The following is an 18,470-nucleotide window of genomic DNA, read 5'->3' as shown; positions in this document are numbered from 1 at the left end:
GTTTGCCCCCGCTTCAGGATGGTTCAATGCGCCGGATATCGGACGGCGCCAGATCGATGATGTCGCCGCCCGGCGCCGGCGATGGCGCCGTGGCAAGGCGTTCGGCGCGCAGCTGCGCGAGCGCGCGCAGGCAGAAATGCCCGAACCACAGCGCCGAGAAGATAAAGATCAGCACGTAGAGCCATAACGTCCCCACGAGCACGACCGGAAACAGGAAGATGATCATCGCCGACCACACCCACAGCAGCGTCGGCGCGGAGCCCAGCAGGCCTACCGCGATGCCGATGGTCAGCAACGCGCCGCGATGGCGCTTGATCAGCGTCTTGCGCTCCTCGGCCGTGGCATGCTCGGCCAGCGCGTCATAGGTCATCACGCGATAGGTCAGCCAGCCCCACAGCACCGGCGGAATCAACGCGAAAAACGGCGGAATCAGCCACAGCGGCAGCGTGACGATCACCAGCAGCAGAAACACGAACGTATTGCCGAACGACGCCACCACGCTGCCGAACACGCTGCCACCGCGTGACTTGGCCAGATCGGGATAGCTGCGCTCCAGATGCTTCACCACCGCCGGCACCGAGCACAGGCTGATGAAGACCAGCATCGAGGCAATGACCAGCGGCACCGCCAGCGTCAGCACGAACAACGGCGCGATGACCGAGCGCAGCGACTGCAGGTTCATCCACTCGAGCGCCGCATAGATCCAGCTCGTGAAAGCCGAGCCCTCTAGCAGCGCGCGCGTGGTGCCCATGATCGGCTCCCATCCCCACCACAGGAGCCCGCCCCACAGCACCGTGGCCAGCACGAATGGCAGCACGGTCAGCATCAGCATGCGTGGGTGGAACTGACTGACGAGGGCGCGCCCGAAAGCGCGGAGGATGTCATTCATGCGCCGGCCTTACGTAAGAGGGTCAGTGCAGGCGCAGCAGCCGCTTGACGCCGTACCACTGCTGCGCGAAAAAGCCGCGACCGTAGTCGCGGTTCCTGCCCGTCGGCGGCGGCATCTGGTCACGCACGCCGGTCTGGTAATACCGATCGGTGAACACCGCGGTGCCGAACATCATATCCCACCATGGAAACAAGACGCCGAAGTTGCAGCCGCCCAGGCGCATCGGCTTGCCGGCCTTGCCCGCCGTCTCGTGACCAAGGCCGACGGCGTGATGCGTGCGATGAAAACGCGGCGACACCAGCAGCCGCTCGCCGAGCGCGCCAAAATGCACGCGCAGGTTGGCGTGCTGCAGGCTTTGCAGCAACTGGGAGAGCGCCACCAGCAGGATGTACTGCGACGGCTCCACGCCCACCGCGAGCGCAATCACCGCGAACACGGTATCGCGCAGGATGTCGTCGAGCAGATGATTGCGGTTATCGCTCCACAGCGTCATCTGCCGCTGGCTGTGATGCAGCGCATGCAGGCTCCACCACCAGCGATAGGTATGCGAGAACCGGTGATACCAGTAGTCGACGAGGTCGAACAGCACCAGATAGATCAGGAAGCTGACCAGCGGCGAGGCCGTCAGCGCGGGCCACCAGTCCTCGACGTTGACGCGCTGCCAGCCCAGCAGCCGCAGGTGTCCCTCGATCAGGTCGCTGAGCGGGTCGAGCAGAAAGAACATCGCCAGCCGGAACAGCCCCAGCCGGTGAATCACCGTGTACAGGATGTCCACGCGGATCGCGCGGCGATCGGTCACCGCTTCCACCGGACGCAGCTTTTCCAGCGGCCCCAGGATCAGGATCATCACGATGATCTGCACGATGCCCGCAAGCAGCCATTCCGTGCCCGTGAACGCCTCTTCCGCATAGCCACCGAAGCCGAGGTGGTAGACCACGGGCAGCACGACGTCCTGGAACACGGCACCCTCGACCTGTCCGATCCAGCCCGACATCCAGTTGGTGAACGCGTCCCACATCAGCGTGCTCCATCCTTCTTCGGCTGCGCGAACCACGCCTTGTACTGAGGATGCTCGCGCAGCGTGGCAAAGCAGAAGCCCTTCTGCTCCAGCCCCGTCAGCAACGGATCCAGCACCGCCGGCGCCCACGCATCCTTGCGCGACCAGATGCCCAGATGCGCCATGGTGATGTCACCGTCGCGCAGGTCGCGCAATGCGCGCGCCAGCAGCTTGTCGTTGGGGAATTTCTCCGAGGATAGCTCGTCACCGAGAAAGCCCGCCGGGGCCCAAGCCACGTGGTGGAAGCCACATTGCTCGGCCCACTGCAATGTCTGCGGCGAGGTGCGGCCACCGGGCGCACGCCACAGCGGCGCCATCGGCTGCCCGGTCATCGATTGCAGGGCCTGCGCGCTGCGGCGCAGTTCCGTGCAGAAGGCATCGGCCGTCATCGCCACGTCCTTGCCGCCTTCGGCGCCGAACTGCGGGCGCATGATCACCTTGCCGTCGCGCACCGCGCGGAAGTAGACATGATCGAACGTATGGCTGCCGAAGACATGCCCGTCGGCGGCCAGCGATTTCCAGTATGGCGCCCACGTGGGGTCGAGCGAGCTGTCGTGGTTGACCGTGGGCTCGTTGGCCAGGAAGAACGTCGCGCGGATATGGTGCTTGCGCAGCGTGCGCGCGATCAGCTCGGCCTGGCTCATGCTGCCGGTGTCGAAGGTCAGGTACAGCGTGCCGGCGCGGCAGGCGTCGGCGGCCTGCGCGGGCCCGGCGAAGACCATCGCGGCCGCGGCCGAGATTGTGGCCGCCACCGAGGTCAACACCGTGAGGATCTTGCGCATGATGAGTCGTCAGAGACGATAAGAATCAGTAAAGCGGCGCGCGTGTGCGGAAGTAGATGCCGTGCGGCGACTTGCCCACGCGAATCGTCTTGACTACCTTGCGCGTGGCCACGTCGACCAGCGCCACCGAACGCGACCAGCGGCAGGAGACCCACAGCGTCTTGCCGTCGGCGGTCAGCTCCATGTCGTCGGGACCGGGCGGCAGGCCCGTGATGTCGCCCACCTTCGACAGCGTCTGCTGGTCGATGATGCTGATGGTGCCGGACACGCGATTGGTCAGGAACAGATGGCGGCGATCACCCACCGCGCGGAAATTATGCGCGCCCTTGCCGGTCTGGATCTGCTTGACCACGGTGCGCGTGTGCCAGTCGATCACGGCCACGTAGTCGGCACCGGTCATGCCGACCAGCAGATACTTCTGGTCGGGCGTCACCCACACGCCCGCGGGCGCCGAGCCTGCTTCCATGACCCACATCACGGTCATCGTGGTCAGGTCGATCGCCGCGATCTGGTTCGAGTCCTGCAGCGTGATAAACGCGATCTTGCTGTCCGCGGTGAACGCGATATGGCTCGGCGTGCGGCCCAGCGGGAATTGCTTGGCGATCTTGAGCGCGTGGCCGTCCCAGCGGTAGACATCGACGCGATCGAGTCGATTGCCGGTCGCCACGAACCACTTCTGGTCCGGGGAGAAGCCGATCTGGTACGGATCGTCGATATTGGGCACGCGCTGCTGCACCTTGCCCGTGACCGGATCGACGAACACGAGGTCGTTGCCGACCGCGTTGGCCACGATCAGCGACTTGTCGTCGGGCGTGGCAATCAGATGGTGCGGCTCCTTGCCGACCGGAAAGGTCTCCAGGACCTTTTGCGTGTCCTTGTCGATCAGCGTGACGGTTGCATCACCCGAATTGAGCACAACGACGACTTCGGCCCGCGCTGGCGCGGACAGAACCAAACCTACGGCCAAAGCGCCCAAAGCGCCAGCCACTACCTGACCTATCCGACGCATACCCATTCCGACGAGCATAAGACCGTTCACTGAAGACTTCACCGATGACGAATCGCGCATTCTAACGTTCGGGCGCCACTTTTCGATGACGCCACATAATTTCTTACGTTCACGTGCGCTCAACGCTGCATGGACTCCCACACCTTCTGGAGACGTTTGACCGACATTGGCACAGGGGTTCGCAATTCCTGCGCAAAAAGTGCGACGCGCAACTCCTCGAGCATCCAGCGGAACTCGTCGAGCTTCACATCGGTGGCGCCGCGACCCTGTTTGCGCATCTGCTGCTCCGCGCGCTGCCATTGCTGGATCAGCGGGGTCATCTCCTGCAGGCGCTGGCTGTCGCGCGCCGCATCGCCCTTGAGCTTGTCCACGCGCATCGCCATGCCCTTGAGGTAGCGCGGATAGTGCACGAGCTGCGTGTACGGCGTATCGACCACGAACGACTTGTGCATCAATCGCCCGAGTTGCGCCTCCATGTCGGGATACGTGGCGCCATAAGGCTTGGCCTGTAGCAGCTTGCGCGGCAGGCCCGCGTATTCGGCCAGGATGCTGCCGACCAGCCGCGCGATCTCCTGCGCCAGCAGCGACAGCCGCGCGCGCCCTTCGTCCTTGCGCGTGTTGAACTCGGCCTCGTTGCGCGGCAGCGGCGCCTGCAGGCATGCGCGATCGAGCGCCACCTGCACGATCTGCTCGCGCAGCGCCTCCTGCGTGCCCAGCGTCATGAACTGCATGGCCATCTGCTGCAGGTTGGGCACATTCTTCTCGATGAACTTCACCTGCTCGCGCAGCTGCAGCCCGAACAGCCGGCGCAGGCCCGCATGATGCACGCGCACGGCTTCCTGCGGATCGTCGAAGACCTCGACGTCGCAATGATCGCCATGATCGACAAGCGCCGGGTAGCCGAACAGGGTCTGGTTGCCCTTGCGAATCTCGAGCAGCTCGGGCAATTCGCCGAACGACCAGGAGGTGAGGTTCTCGTACTGACCGGCCTCGGCAGCAGGCACATCCCTCGCGGCGATGGTCTGGAACGATTGCTGCGCCTGCCCACCGAACTCCGCGCGCAGTTGCGCGAGGTTGCGGCCCATGTCGAGCTGCCGGCCATGTTCATCGATGACCTTGAAGTTCATCGTGTGGTGCGCGGGCAGCGTCTCCAGCTTGAAGTCCGCGCGCTTGATCATGGTGCCGGTCTCGGCGCGGATATCGGTGATCAGCACGTCGAGCAGATCGCCCTCGCCGAACGGCTGCCGCGTCACGAAGCCCGCCGCAAAGTCGGGCAACGGTACGCAATGGCGGCGCAGCTTCTGTGGCAGCGACTTCAGCAGCAGATGCACCTTCTCCTTGATCATGCCGGGCACGAGCCAGTCCGCGCGCTCGGGGCGCACCTGGTTCAACGCGTACAGCGGCACGGTCAGCGTCACGCCGTCGCGATGGCTGCCGGGCTCGAAATGGTACGTCAGACCCATGTCCACGCCCGCGACCGCCATCGTCTTCGGGAACAGGTCCGTGGTGATGCCTGCCGCCTCGTGCCGCATCAGTTCGTCGCGGTTGAGGTACAGCAGCTTGCGGTCCTTGGTGGCCCCTGCCTCGTACCATTTCTCGAACGACACCTGGTTGTAGATATCGGCCGGAATCGCGCGATCGTAGAACGCGTAGATCAGCTCGTCGTCGACCAGCACGTCCTGCCGGCGCGACTTGTGCTCGAGGTTCTCGATCTCGCGCACGAGGCGCTGGTTGTGCGCGTAGAACGGCAACCGCGTCTCGAACTCGCCTTCCACCAACCCGCGACGGATAAACAGCTCGCGTGCCTCGGCGGGGTTCATCGGTCCGTAGTGGATACGTCGATGCTGGTAGACCACCAACCCGTACAGCGTGGCGCGTTCGAGCGCGAGCACCTGGCCGGCCTTCTTCTCCCAATGCGGATCGCTCCAGCTGACCTTGAGCAGATGGCTACCCACCTGCTCGATCCATTCGGGTTCCACGCGCGCCAGCGTGCGCGCGAACAGCCGGCTGGTCTCGACCAGCTCGGCCGCGATGATCCAGCGCCCCACCTTCTTCGCGATCAGCGAACCAGGCCACAGATGGAACTTGATGCCGCGCGCGCCCAGATACTCGCGTCCGCGTGTATCGCGCCCCTTCTCGCCTTCGTCGATCTTGCAGCCGATATTGCCAAGCAGCCCGGTCAGCAGTGCCTTGTGTACCTGCTCGTAGGTCGGCTCGCTCTCATTGAGGCGCCAGCCCTGCTCGGCCACCGTGGTCAGCAGTTGCGAATGCACGTCGCGCCATTCGCGCAGCCGCAGATGCGACAGGAAGTTGGCGCGGCACTGGTCCTGCAACTGCTTGTTGCTCTTCTTGTGCGTCACCGCGTCTTCGAACCACTTCCACAACTTGACCCAGCCGAGGAACTCGGACGGAATGTCGGACTTGTCGTCGAAGAACTTGCGATGCGCCTGATCGGCGGCCTCCTGCGCTTCCTGCGGGCGATCGCGCGGATCCTGCACCGACAGCGCGCTGGCGATGATCAGCACTTCGCGCAGGCAATGCTGGTCGCGCGCGGCCAGGATCATGCGCGCCACGCGCGGGTCCAGCGGTAGCTTGGCCAACTGCCGGCCCATGCCGGTCAACTGATTGGCGTCATCGACGGCGCCAAGTTCCTGCAGCAGCTGATAGCCGTCCGCCACCGCGCGGCCCAGCGGCGGCTCGATAAACGGAAATGCTTCGATATCGGTGAGCCGCAGCGCCTTCATGCGCAGGATCACGGACGCCAGCGACGAACGCAGGATTTCCGGATCGGTGAAGCGCGGCCGGCCCGCGAAGTCGCTCTCCTCGTACAGCCGGATGCAGACGCCGTCCGCCACCCGGCCGCAACGGCCCGCGCGCTGGTTGGCCGCGGCCTGCGAGATCGGTTCGATCTGCAGTTGCTCCACCTTGTTGCGATACGAGTACCGCTTGACGCGCGCGAGGCCGGTATCCACCACGTAGCGGATGCCGGGCACGGTCAGCGAGGTTTCGGCCACGTTGGTGGCCAGCACGATGCGGCGCGCGCCCGAAGGCCGGAACACGCGCTCCTGCTCCTGCACGGACAGCCGCGCGAACAGCGGCAGGATTTCGGTATGCGGCGGATGGTGCTTGCGTAGCGCCTCGGCGGTCTCGCGAATCTCGCGCTCGCCGGGCAGGAAGACCAGCACATCGCCCGGGCCCAGGCGGCATAGCTCGTCCACGGCATCGACGATGCCGTCGTAGAGGTCGCGCTCTTTCGCCTGCGCGGATTTGAACGTAGGGGGCGCCGCAGGCGTGGCGGCGCCGGGGGGCTTGTCCTCGCGGATCGGCCGGTAACGCAGCTCCACCGGATACAGGCGGCCGCTGACCTCGATCACGGGCGCGGGCTTGCCGCCGTGCGCGAAATGCTCGGCGAAGCGTTTGGCGTCGATTGTCGCCGACGTGATGATCAGCTTCAGATCCGGCCGTTTCGGCAGGATCTCGCGCAGGTAGCCGATCAGGAAGTCGATGTTGAGGCTGCGTTCATGCGCCTCGTCGATGATGATCGTGTCGTACGCGCGCAGCAGCGGATCGTTCTGCGTTTCCGCCAGCAAGATGCCGTCGGTCATCAGCTTGATCGACGCGCCCGGCGACATCGTGTCGTTGAAGCGCACCTGATAGCCGACATGTTCGCCAGCCTGCGAGCCGAGTTCCTGTGCGATCCGCTTGGCCGTGGAGGTGGCCGCGATCCGGCGCGGCTGGGTGTGGCCGATCAGGCCGCCGCCGACCTTGTCAGGTTGGCCATCGCTGCCCGCGCGCGCGGGGCCGCGCCCGATCGACAGGCAGATCTTGGGCAACTGGGTGGTCTTCCCGGAGCCGGTCTCGCCGGCCACGATCACCACCTGATTGGCCAGCAACGCGGCCGCGATCTCATCGCGGCGCGCGGAAACCGGCAGCGCTTCCGGGAACGTGATCGGCGGCAACGGATTGGCAAGCCGTGGCGGACGAGCCTCGCGCGGCGGACGCGGCGGGCGGGCTTCGCGGCGTTCACCCGCCGGCTGACCGGATGCGCGCTCGCGCTCGGCCGCGCCCTTGGGCACCGCGCCACGCTCGCGTGGGTTGCGCGACCCACCCGCCGGTTGGCCGGATGCGCGTTCGCGCCCAGCCGTGCCATGGGGCGCCGCGCCACGCTCGCGTGGGTCGCGCGGCTCACGCGCTGGCTGAGCGGTAGCGCGCTCGGCCGACCCATCGGGGGCCGGGCGGCGCTCACGGGGCGTGTGCGGCGCGCGTGGTTCGCCGGCCGGCTGGCCGGGCGCGGGTCCGCGCGCGGGCGGGCGCTGGGCGGTGGATTCGGGGGTAGGCGTGCCGGCCGGCTGCGATGGCTTGCCGGGAGGCTTAACGGGACGTTGTGCTGACATTGGCCGGGATTATAATCCGGCGCATGAACGCACGAACCGACACATCTCCAGAGCCTGCGGAGCCCCCCGCCGCGCCCACCCTGTCCCCCGCCCTTTCGCCTGTCTCCGCGCCAGCCACGCCGATTCCGTCTTCGGCCGCCAGCGCCGACACCGATGCCTCCGGCCCCGATCGCCAGCAATTTGTCGACTGGCTCCGAGCCGTCGCGCCGTATATCCATTCGTTCCGCGGCAAGACCTTCGTCATCGCCTTCAGCGGCGAACTGGTCAAGGCCGGCGTGCTCAACGCGCTCGTCAACGACGTGGCGCTGCTGCACGCCATGGGCATGCAGATCGTGCTCGTGTTCGGCTCGCGTCCGCAGGTAGAGGAGCAGCTCGCGCTGCGCCACGTGGAGTCGCGCTACGCCGACGGCGTGCGCATCACCGACAACGCCGCGCTCGAATGCGCGAAGGAAGCCGCCGGCGAACTGCGCCTCGATATCGAGGCCGCGTTCAGCCAGGGCCTGCCCAACACGCCGATGGCCGGCGCGCAGTTGTCCGTGATCTCGGGCAACTTCATCACCGCGCGCCCGGTCGGCATCGTCAACGGCGTCGATTACCAGCACACGGGCCTCGTGCGCAAGATGGACGGCGAGTCCATGCGCATGTCGCTGTCACACGGCAAGGTGGTACTGCTGTCGCCGCTCGGGTTCTCCCCCACCGGCCAGGCCTTCAACCTGTCGATGGAAGACGTGGCCAGCGCCACCGCCAGCGCGCTGCGTGCCGACAAGCTGATCTTTATCACCGAAGTGCCCGGCGTGCCCGACCCGGTTGGCAAGCTGATCCCCGAGCTGTCGCTGCGCACCGCCGTGGAGCGGCTGCAGAACAACCATCTGCCGCCCGACGTCGCCTATTACCTCCAGCATCTGGTCAAGGCACTCAAGGGCGGCGTGCCACGCGCGCATTTGATTCCGTTCGCGCAGGACGGCTCCGTACTGCTCGAACTGTTCCTGCACGACGGCGTGGGCACGATGATCTCCGACTCCGACCTCGAGAGCCTGCGTGAAGCGACGCTCGATGACGTGGGCGGCATCCTGCAACTGATTGCGCCGCTCGAAGCGGACGGCACGCTGGTGCCGCGCGGCCGCCATCTGATCGAGCGCGATATCGGCAACTTCTCGGTCATCGAGCACGATGGCGTGCTGTTCGGCTGCGCTGCGCTGTACGAATTCCCGCGCGAGAACATGGGCGAGATGGCGTGCCTGACAGTGTCCTCGGAAGCTCAGGGCACCGGCGATGGCGAGCGCCTGCTCAAGCGCATAGAGCGCCGCGCCCGCGCGCTGGGCCTCGAGCGCCTGTTCGTGCTTACCACGCGAACCGAACACTGGTTCCTCAAACGCGGGTTCGTGCACGCCACCGTGGACGACCTGCCCGAAGACAAGCGCAAGCTCTACAACTGGCAGCGCAAGTCGATGGTTCTGATGAAGAAACTGTAAGGCGCACAGGGACAAAGCCGGTCATCACCAGCCTTGGCTACAATAGCGCCCACATTAGCGCCCACGAAAACAGGAGTTCGAAATGGCCCGCATGGTCCAATGCATCAAGCTGAACAAGGAAGCCGAAGGCCTCGACTTCCCGCCGCTGCCGGGCGAACTCGGCAAGAGGATCTGGCAAGGCGTATCGAAGGAAGCATGGGCTGGCTGGCTCAAGCACCAGACCATGCTGATCAACGAGAACCGCCTGAACATGGCAGACACGCGCGCGCGTCAGTACCTGCTCAAGCAGACCGAGAAGTATTTCTTCGGCGACGGCGCCGACCAGGCCGCCGGCTACGTGCCGCCGCCCTCGGCCTGATTGTGCCGTATAAAAAGAGGTGCCTGCGGGCACCTTTTTTTTGGCCATAACACCATGCCACGCGCGGCCAGTACTCATCCTTTTCCGAAAGTAAGCAGGCTGCGCGCCGCGCCTTTGCACATCTTGATAAACATCAAACTCGGAATCGTCTGACGATCGCACCCTTGCGCTCTTTCAACAGGAAGGAGTGCGAAACATGACGTTAGTGCGAAATCTGGTCGTAGGCGTGCTGTCCATCGTGGCTACCACGAGTGTGAGTCTGGCGCAGGCCATCGAGCAGGCGCCAGCCACCCCAACCACCCCAATCACCTATCGCGGCCCGCTGTCATTCGGCGGCACCGTGGCGGTCACGGTGGATGCGCCGAACGCCGGCCAGGTGCAGGTACGTTTCGAGGACTCGCCGTTTGGCCTCCAGGGTACGATCGTCGGCAACTACACCACCCGGTATGGGGAATCGACGGTCCGTCAGTTCGCGGCGGACGCCAGCGATCCGCCGTCCGAGGCAGTGGTTGGCCGCCTGCGCGGCGCCGCCCTGCGCTTCACCCGCAACGACGACCGGCTGAGCGGCGGCATCTCGGGGCTGCCGAATCTCGCATTGCCCGCGCGCACCGCGCGGCTCGCCGGCATCTTGCATGCCACCGCGGCGCAGGATTTGCCAGCGCTGGCGTCGATCGCCGGCATCTACACGTTCGTGCGGCATCAGGAAGCCGGCACGCCGTCACGCGCGGCGGGCAACACAAAACTCGGGCTCGACACCGGCCAGTTCCGCATTGAACGTTCGGGCGCGATGTGGCCATGCAACGATGACGGTTGCCTGGCACCGGCCGCCGGCAGCGGCGCGTTCGTGCAGAAGCTCGAACCCGCCGACCAGACGCGCTGGCCCGGCGCGTTTGCGGTGATCACCGATGGCAAGCCGGGTGGCAGGATGTACGTCTCGGGCAAAACCGGTGATGCCACGCAGGATCTGACGCTCTATGTGGCAAACACCGCGCGCGAGGTACCCGGAGCCGGTATCGGCAGCATCGTCATGCGCACGGGCGAGTCTGTGGCGTCGACGCTGCCCTATGGCCGCTGGCGCTGCCAGCATCCGGCCATGCGACCCGACCCGCAGACCGGCAGCCATGCCTACCGCGGCACGCTGCAGACGGAAACGCTGGATATGACCGGGCCTTCCGTCCGCAACCGGGACATGAACCGTCCCGTGCAGGCGTGGCAAACCGTTGCGTCGGCACCCACCGCGACCGGATCGGGAGGTGTGGCGGCGCGTGGGGCGGCCAACGCGATAAAGGGTCTCAGCTGGGTGCGCTGGACGCCGCAGCGCCATCAGGCATTCCTGCCGCTGGACGCCAGCACGATGGCCTATGCGTTGCAGTCGACCGCACCAGTGTCATCGCTCGATCAGATGGGCATCTGCCATCGACAACGCACGGTCGTGCCACGTAGCGTGAAACGTCCAGGCAAAAAGACGTCTACGCCACGCGCGGATCAGTAATCGGTCCGCTGCACGCCGTCCGAGGTGCCGAGCAGCAGCACATCGGCCCCACGCAACGCGAACAGGCCGACCGTCACCACGCCCGGGAGCTGGTTGATCTGCTGCTCCAGCGCCTTGGGCTCGGTGATCGTCAGGCCGGTGACATCGAGGATCACATTACCGTTGTCGGTCTTGTAGATCCCACCCTCCTTCGTCATGCGCAGGCGCGGCTGGCCGCCGAGCGCGGCCAGCTTGCGGGCCACGGCCGCGCGTGCCATCGGAATCACCTCGACCGGCAGCGGAAACTTGCCCATCGCGTCCACGAGCTTGCTGCCGTCGGCGATGCAGACGAAGCGCGCCGCCACCGAGGCCACGATCTTCTCGCGCGTGAGCGCGCCGCCGCCGCCCTTGATCATCGCGCCGCTGGCATCGATCTCGTCGGCGCCATCGACGTACACGGGAATTTCATCGACTTCGTTGAGGTCCAGCACCTCGAAGCCATGCTGCTGCAGGCGGCGAGTGGAAGCCTCGGAGCTCGACACAGCGCCCGCAAAGCGCTCCTTGAACGTGGCCACGGCATCGATGAACAGATTGGCGGTGGAACCGGTGCCCACGCCGAGAATCGCGCCCTCGGGCACTTCCTGCTTCACATAATCCGCGGCGGCCTGCGCCACCAGCGCCTTGAGTTCGTCCTGAGTCATGACAACAGCCAGTTGCTTTGAGGGAAAACGCGTAGTGTAGCGGATCGAGGCTACGCGTCTGTCGGACATTCCCCTCTGTCAGGCAGATACCACGCGACGGTACAATGCCCCGATCCCTCACCCGCAACTTCAACACGCAACCGCGCGCGCACGATCATGACCCAGCTCGAACAACTGAGGCAGTTCACGACGGTGGTGGCCGACACCGGCGACTTCCAGCTGATGAAGCAGTACAAGCCGCAGGACGCCACGACGAATCCGTCGCTGATCCTCAAGGCCGTGCAGAAGCCCGAATATCGTCCGCTGCTCGAAGCCGCGGTGCGCGACCACGGTGGCGCGGGCAAGGACGCCGTGATGGACCAGCTGCTGATCGCGTTCGGCCTCGAGATCCTCGCGATCGTGCCGGGCCGCGTGTCCACCGAAGTCGATGCGCGGTTGTCGTTCGACACCGCCGCCACCGTCGACAAGGCGCGCCACCTGATCGCGTTGTACGAGCAGCGCGGCATCGCGCGCGAACGCGTGCTCATCAAGATCGCGTCGACGTGGGAAGGCATTCGCGCGGCGGAAGTGCTGCAACGCGACGGCATTCGCTGCAACATGACGCTGCTGTTCTCGCTGGTGCAGGCCGTGGCCTGCGCGGAAGCCGGCGCCCAACTGATCTCGCCGTTCGTCGGCCGCATTCTCGACTGGTACAAGAAGCAGGCAGGCGACAAGTGGGATGCCGCGGCCAATGCCGGCGACAACGATCCCGGCGTGCGCTCGGTGCGTCAAATCTACGAGTACTACAAGAAATTCGGCCACGAGACCGAGGTGATGGGCGCGAGCTTCCGCGGCACCGGTCAGATCATTGCGCTCGCGGGCTGCGATCTGCTGACCATCAGCCCCGAACTGCTCGAGCAGCTCAACGTGGAGGGCGTGACGCTCGAACGCAAGCTGTCGCTCGACCACGCGCATGGGGCCAATATCGCCCGCATCGCGGCAGACGAGGCCGCGTTCCGCTGGCAACTCAATGAAGATGCGATGGCCACCGAAAAGCTCGCCGAAGGGATCCGGCTGTTCGCGGCCGATGCGGTGAAGCTGGAAGCCTTGATTGGCGAACTGACGCGCCAGTAACGCTTGGGGCTTGTGGCTACGCCTGTGGCCACAACCGCGGCAGAATCTCCCCTGCCGCGCCCGCGAGGACGATATCCGCGGTCTGGTCGAGCACCGAAGGCTGCGGATTGACCACGATCACCTGCGCGCCGTGGTCCTTCGCGACGCCCGGCAATGCGGCCGCCGGATAGACCATCCCCGACGTGCCGACCACCAGGCACAGATCGCAGTGCTCGGCCGCGTATTCGGCGCGATAACGCGCCACACGCGGCAGATCCTCGCCAAACCACACCACGCCGGGCCGCATCATCGCGCCACATAGCGCGCAATGTGGCGGCTCACCGGGGACCGGATCAACCGTATCGCAGCGGCCGCAGCCATCGAGCCACTTGCTTGCGAACAGGTTGCCGTGCAGCTCCACCACATGCTCGCTGCCGGCCCGCTGGTGCAATCCATCCACGTTCTGTGTGACCAGCGTCACTGGCTTGCGCGCGGCAAGCTGCACCAGCGCGTGATGCGCCGGGTTCGGTTGCGTCGCCGCGACCAGCGCGCGCCGATGCTCATACCACTGCCACACCAGCGTGGGCTGGCGCCGATACGCGGACTCCGTGGCGAGCTCTTCGGGATCGAAGCGCGCCCACAGTCCGGTCAGCGCATCGCGAAACGTCGGCACGCCAGACTCGGCGGAAATCCCCGCGCCGGTCAGCACGAAGATCTGCCGCGCCGCATCGATCAGCGCGCGAGCCCGGTCGACTGCAGGGTCGAGCGGGTGCCCGAGCGCTGGATCATCCATGACGCTCAGCGCGGCAGCCGCCGCTGGCGTACCGCCTCGTACAGGCACACGCCGCTGGCGACGGACACGTTGAGGCTTTCCACGCCACCCGCCATCGGAATGCCGACCAGCTCGTCGCAGGTCTCCCGCGTCAGGCGGCGCATGCCCTCGCCTTCCGCGCCCATCACGATCGCCATCGGGCCCTTGAGGTCGATGTCGTACAGCGACTTCTCGGTATCGTCGGTCGTGCCAACCACCCAGATGCCGCGCTCCTGCAGCTCGCGCAGTGTGCGCGCGAGGTTGGTCACGGTGATGTAGGGCACGGTCTCGGCAGCGCCGCTGGCCACCTTGGCCACGGTTGCATTGAGGCCCACGCTGCGATCCTTGGGTGCAATCACTGCGTGCGCGCCAGCGCCATCGGCCACGCGCAGGCACGCGCCGAGGTTGTGCGGGTCGGTCACGCCATCGAGGATAAGCAGCAGCGGCGTGCCTTCGATACCGTCGAGCAGTTCGTCGAGGTTCAGCGCGAGCGAGACCTCTTCCGCGCGCGCGACCACGCCCTGGTGACGGTCGGTGCCCGCCATGCCACGCAGGCGATCGGCATCGACGGGATGGAGGCGCACGCCGAGGCTCTCGGCGAGTTTGACGAAGTCCTGCATACGCCGGTCACGGCGCGAGGCTTCAATATAGACATCGGAAACACCCTTCGCGTCTTGACGAAGGCGTGCGGTGACGGCGTGAAAGCCGATCAGGAGTTTTTGCTTGGCCATGGCGGGATTGTATTGGATATCCCGCGAAACAACGAAAAACCACGGCCCCGCACCCTGGGAGAGAGGGTTGGGATGCGGGTGAAGGCCGTAGACGCACGTGGCGCCTCTGCCCTCACCCGCTCTCCCTCCGCCAGAGGGAGAGGGGCGCAAACATTAACGCTTGCGTGCCGGACGCGGGCCCTTCGCCGCACCCTTGGCGGCCGTCTTGGCGCCGCGTGTCTTGCTCGCGGGCTTGTGCGGCTTTTCAAGATGGGCTGGCTTGGGCTTGGCCGCGCGCTTGGCCGGCTTGCCGCCGGGCGCCTGGCGCGTGTTGTGGCCGCCATGGCCACCATGACCGGCATTGCCGAGGTGAGGCTTGATCGGCGTGATCACGGCCTCGAACACCGGCTGTTCCTCGATCACGCGATCGAGCGTCTCGTCGAACGACTCCTCGGGCTTCGACGTGCCGCCCAGCAGCGCCGCGAGCTGGCGCCCCTTCTTCCGCGCCGGCACCGCATGCGCGGCCGGCACACGCGGTTGCGCCTCGGGGCTCGTCACGCGCGCCCGCAGGGACTTGGCCGACGGCTCCTGCACCAGACGGAAGTCGATCTTGCGCGCATCGAGGTCCACGCGCGACACCTGCACCCGCACGCGGTCCGTCAGACGATAGCGAATACCGGTACGCTCGCCGCGCAATTCGTTGCGCGCCTCGTCGAACTGGAAGTAGTCGCTGCCCAGTTCGGTCACGTGCACCAGGCCCTCGACATACAGCTCGTCGAGCTGCACGAAGATACCGAACGATGTGACCGCGCTGACCGTGCCCGCGAAATCGCTGCCAAGCTTGTCGCGCATGAAGTAGCACTTGAGCCAGGCTTCAACGTCGCGCGAGGCCTCATCGGCGCGGCGCTCGTTGGCCGAGCAATGCAGCCCCAGTTCATCCCAGATGGCCTCGTTGCGCCGCGCGCGCGCGGCCGTGTTCTCGGCACGCTGCTCGGCATCCTTGGCCTGCATGCGGCGCGCTTTCGGCGACACCGCGGTGTTGAACTCCGTGCCCTGCGCAAAGGCCGGCAGGTACTTCGTATGCGCGAGCACCGCCTTGATCGCGCGATGCACGAGCAGATCGGGATAGCGCCGGATCGGGCTCGTGAAGTGTGCGTAGGCCTCGTAGGCCAAGCCAAAGTGGCCGATATTGTCCGGGCTGTAGACGGCCTGCTGCATCGAACGCAGCAGCATCGTCTGCAGCATCGGCGCATCGGGGCGCGACTTGATCTTGTTCATGACCTCGGCATAGTCGGACGCCTGCGGCTTGTCGCCGCCACCGAGCGACAGGCCCGCGGTCTTCAGGAACTCGCGCAGGTTCTTCAGCTTCTCCTCGCCCGGGCCCGCGTGGATGCGGTAGAGCGTCGGATGCTTGAAGCGCTCGAGGAAGTCGGCCGCGCACACGTTGGCCGTGAGCATGCACTCCTCGATCAGGCGGTGCGCGTCGTTGCGCGTGCGCGGCAGGATCTGCTCGATCTTGCCCTGCGCATTGCAGACGATATACGTCTCGGTGGTATCGAAGTCGATCGCACCGCGCTCGCGGCGCGCCTTCAGCAGAACCTGGAACAGCTCGTACAGGTTCTGCAGATGCGGTACCAGCTCGCTGCGCTTGTGGGCCTCGGGGCCCTTGGTGTTCGACAGCACCGACCAGACCTCGTTGTAGGTCAGGCGCGCGGCCGAGTGCATCACCGCCGGATAGAACTGATAAGCCTTTACCTCGCCCTTGCTCGTGATCACCGCGTCGCAGACCATGCACAAACGGTCCACCTGCGGATTGAGCGAGCACAGCCCGTTCGACAGCTTCTCCGGCAGCATCGGAATCACGCGGCGCGGAAAGTAGACCGAGGTCGCGCGATCGAGCGCGTCGGCATCGAGTGGCGAGCCCGGCCGCACGTAGTGCGACACGTCCGCAATCGCCACGATCAGGCGCCAGCCCTTGGTGCGGCCGATCTTCACCGGCTCGCAGTACACGGCATCGTCGAAGTCGCGCGCGTCCTCGCCGTCGATCGTCACCAACGCTACGTCACGCAGGTCGATACGATGCTCGAGGTCCGACTGGCGCACCACGTCGGGCAGCGCCTGCGCTTCCTTGGCCGCGGCCGGCGAGAATGCATGCGGCACGCCGTATTTGCGCACCGCGATCTCGATCTCCATGCCGGGATCGTCGATATCGCCAATCACTTCCACCACGCGACCCACGGGCTGCACGTAGCGATCCGGCCATTCGACCAGCTCCACGCTCACCACCTGGCCCACGCGCGCCTTGCCCTGCGACTTCGGCGGAATCAGGATGTCCTGACCGATGCGCTTGTCTTCAGGCGCCACCACCAGCACGCCGTTTTCGGACAGCAGGCGGCCGATCACGAAACGGTTGGCACGCTCCACGATCTCGACGATCTGCCCTTCCGGGCGGCCGCGACGGTCGTAACCGATCACGCGCACCTGCGCGCGATCGTTGTGCATGGCCTTCTGCAGCTCGCGCTCGGGCAGGAAGATGTCATCCTCGCCATCGTCGCGAATCAGGAAGCCAAAGCCATCGCGATGGCCCTGCACACGACCGAGCACGAAATTCGGCTGGTGCGCGAGCTCGTAGCGGCCCTTGCGGTTCAGTTCGATCTGACCGTCGCGCTCCATGGCGGCGAGGCGCTTCTGAAAGCCGTCATGCTCTTTGCGCGTGACAGACAGGGCCTTGGCGATATCGCCTGCCGACTGCGGCGACCCCGAAGTTCTGAGCACGCCGAGGATTTCTTCCCGGCTTGGGATCGGATAGTTGTTCTGATTCAATTTTGGAAACTATTTGACAAACGTTATACGGTCGCTATAATGGCCGCTTCGGTTGTTTCGACACCTGCCCAGGTGGCGGAATTGGTAGACGCACTAGGTTCAGGTCCTAGCGGTGGCAACACTGTGGAGGTTCGAGTCCTCTCCTGGGCACCAAGGATATTCCTGCAGAGAACCCGCAATGCTTTCGAGCTTGCGGGTTTTTTGTTTGTGCCGATATTTTCACCGGCCCTTACTCCCTTTACTCTGCTGATCCTCGTCAATCCGAAACTCCCTTCTTCTCTCTTATATCGGTCTGCATCAGGAACACCTGAATGCATCGTGAATGAGTGTATCAGTAATCAGTGGCGATTCCGGCATTATCTCGCGCGGAATGCTTCGCGCTTGACAGCGCCGCCGATCTGTAACTATCATGGTTTCACATTGGGGTTCGACCCCGGACTTCCCGCATGAGCACCAGCAGCCGTTTCGCCGTCGCCGTCCATATCCTCACCCTGCTCGCGCAGGCAAAGGAGCCACTGCCCTCGTCAATGATCGCGGGCAGTGTGGGCACGAATCCCGCGTTGATCCGCCGCCTGATTGGCGCGCTGACCGATGCCGGCTTCGTGTCGACCACGATGGGCAGTACCGGCGGTGCGCTGCTCGCGCGGCCGGCCGAGTCGATCACGCTGCTCGAGGTGTTTCGGGCCGTGGAGACCAGCGCGCTGATCACGCTGCATCAGAGCGCGCCAAATCCGGCGTGCCTGGTCGGCCGCGAGATCACGGGCGCGCTGCGCAACGTTGCCGACCGCGCGCAATCGGCCATGGACGCGGCGCTCGCGGAAGTCACGATCGCTGGCATGCTCGCGGATGTCGAGCGTGCCGGGCAGCGCCGCAAGCGCTGATTTTTTTGCCCTAATGTGTA

The 18,470-nt window shown here is 65.6% G+C and carries 14 protein-coding genes and 1 tRNA gene; 6 read left to right on the top strand and 9 right to left on the bottom strand.

Features of this window, described 5'->3' with window-relative positions:
• Window positions 1–13: 13 nt before the first annotated feature.
• From LDO41_RS02245 to hrpA, 5 genes are all read right to left on the bottom strand, one after another.
• Window positions 14–889 carry an EI24 domain-containing protein gene (locus tag LDO41_RS02245; RefSeq protein WP_223981303.1) on the bottom strand — a complete coding sequence of 292 codons (876 nt, stop codon included), beginning with the start codon at window positions 887–889 and terminating at the stop codon, window positions 14–16.
• A 22-nt stretch (window positions 890–911) separates the two neighbouring features.
• Entirely contained in the window at window positions 912–1,907 is a 996-nt protein-coding gene (locus tag LDO41_RS02240) for a sterol desaturase family protein (RefSeq protein WP_223981301.1), read from the bottom strand.
• On the bottom strand, window positions 1,907–2,728 hold the full coding sequence (locus LDO41_RS02235; RefSeq protein ID WP_223981299.1) for a polysaccharide deacetylase family protein: 822 nt from the start codon (window positions 2,726–2,728) through the stop codon (window positions 1,907–1,909). The genes LDO41_RS02240 and LDO41_RS02235 overlap by 1 nt, the downstream gene beginning before the upstream one ends.
• A 25-nt stretch (window positions 2,729–2,753) precedes the next feature.
• Complete coding sequence (locus tag LDO41_RS02230; protein ID WP_223981297.1) at window positions 2,754–3,737, bottom strand: YVTN family beta-propeller repeat protein; 984 nt, start codon at window positions 3,735–3,737, stop codon at window positions 2,754–2,756.
• A 119-nt stretch (window positions 3,738–3,856) separates the two neighbouring features.
• Window positions 3,857–8,131 carry an ATP-dependent RNA helicase HrpA gene (hrpA, locus tag LDO41_RS02225; RefSeq protein ID WP_223981294.1) on the bottom strand — a complete coding sequence of 1,425 codons (4,275 nt, stop codon included), beginning with the start codon at window positions 8,129–8,131 and terminating at the stop codon, window positions 3,857–3,859.
• A 23-nt stretch (window positions 8,132–8,154) separates the two neighbouring features.
• On the opposite strand from hrpA, the gene argA reads away from it, so the two are divergent.
• The 3 genes from argA to LDO41_RS02210 all read left to right on the top strand — a co-directional run bounded on the left by argA (window position 8,155) and on the right by LDO41_RS02210 (window position 11,453).
• Window positions 8,155–9,603 carry an amino-acid N-acetyltransferase gene (gene argA, locus LDO41_RS02220; RefSeq protein WP_223981292.1) on the top strand — a complete coding sequence of 483 codons (1,449 nt, stop codon included), beginning with the start codon at window positions 8,155–8,157 and terminating at the stop codon, window positions 9,601–9,603.
• 82 nt (window positions 9,604–9,685) lie between these two features.
• Entirely contained in the window at window positions 9,686–9,961 is a 276-nt protein-coding gene (locus LDO41_RS02215; protein WP_223981290.1) for an oxidative damage protection protein, read from the top strand.
• Between the two features lie 196 nt (window positions 9,962–10,157).
• A complete protein-coding gene (locus LDO41_RS02210) occupies window positions 10,158–11,453 on the top strand; it encodes a hypothetical protein (protein WP_223981288.1) in 1,296 nt (431 codons plus the stop codon).
• Here the strand turns inward: LDO41_RS02210 and rpiA are convergent.
• Complete coding sequence (rpiA, locus tag LDO41_RS02205; RefSeq protein ID WP_223981285.1) at window positions 11,447–12,133, bottom strand: ribose-5-phosphate isomerase RpiA; 687 nt, start codon at window positions 12,131–12,133, stop codon at window positions 11,447–11,449. The two genes, LDO41_RS02210 and rpiA, sit on opposite strands and share 7 nt — an antisense overlap.
• A 156-nt stretch (window positions 12,134–12,289) precedes the next feature.
• Between rpiA and tal the strand changes: the two genes are divergently transcribed.
• Window positions 12,290–13,246: a transaldolase gene (gene tal, locus LDO41_RS02200; RefSeq protein ID WP_223981283.1), complete on the top strand. Its 957-nt coding sequence runs from the start codon at window positions 12,290–12,292 to the stop codon at window positions 13,244–13,246.
• Window positions 13,247–13,262: 16 nt separating this feature from the next.
• On the opposite strand, the gene LDO41_RS02195 is transcribed toward tal, so the two are convergent.
• From LDO41_RS02195 to rnr, 3 genes are all read right to left on the bottom strand, one after another.
• A complete protein-coding gene (locus tag LDO41_RS02195) occupies window positions 13,263–14,018 on the bottom strand; it encodes an SIR2 family NAD-dependent protein deacylase (protein ID WP_223981281.1) in 756 nt (251 codons plus the stop codon).
• A 5-nt stretch (window positions 14,019–14,023) separates the two neighbouring features.
• The gene (rlmB, locus tag LDO41_RS02190; protein WP_223981279.1) at window positions 14,024–14,767 is read right to left on the bottom strand and encodes a 23S rRNA (guanosine(2251)-2'-O)-methyltransferase RlmB; all 744 of its coding nucleotides are present in this window, start codon (window positions 14,765–14,767) and stop codon (window positions 14,024–14,026) included.
• Window positions 14,768–14,920: 153 nt separating this feature from the next.
• A complete protein-coding gene (gene rnr / locus LDO41_RS02185; protein WP_223981277.1) occupies window positions 14,921–17,569 on the bottom strand; it encodes a ribonuclease R in 2,649 nt (882 codons plus the stop codon).
• 66 nt (window positions 17,570–17,635) lie between these two features.
• Here rnr and LDO41_RS02180 point away from each other — a divergent pair.
• Window positions 17,636–17,722, top strand: a tRNA-Leu gene (locus LDO41_RS02180).
• A gap of 293 nt (window positions 17,723–18,015) precedes the next feature.
• Complete coding sequence (locus tag LDO41_RS02175) at window positions 18,016–18,450, top strand: Rrf2 family transcriptional regulator (protein WP_223981275.1); 435 nt, start codon at window positions 18,016–18,018, stop codon at window positions 18,448–18,450.
• Window positions 18,451–18,470 lie beyond the last annotated feature (20 nt).

It is taken from the genome of Cupriavidus pampae, from assembly GCF_914271485.1.
Lineage (GTDB): Bacteria > Pseudomonadota > Gammaproteobacteria > Burkholderiales > Burkholderiaceae > Cupriavidus > Cupriavidus pampae.
The sequence above is the reverse complement of the archived record's forward strand: the minus strand, read 5'-3'. Positions and strand labels throughout refer to the sequence as shown.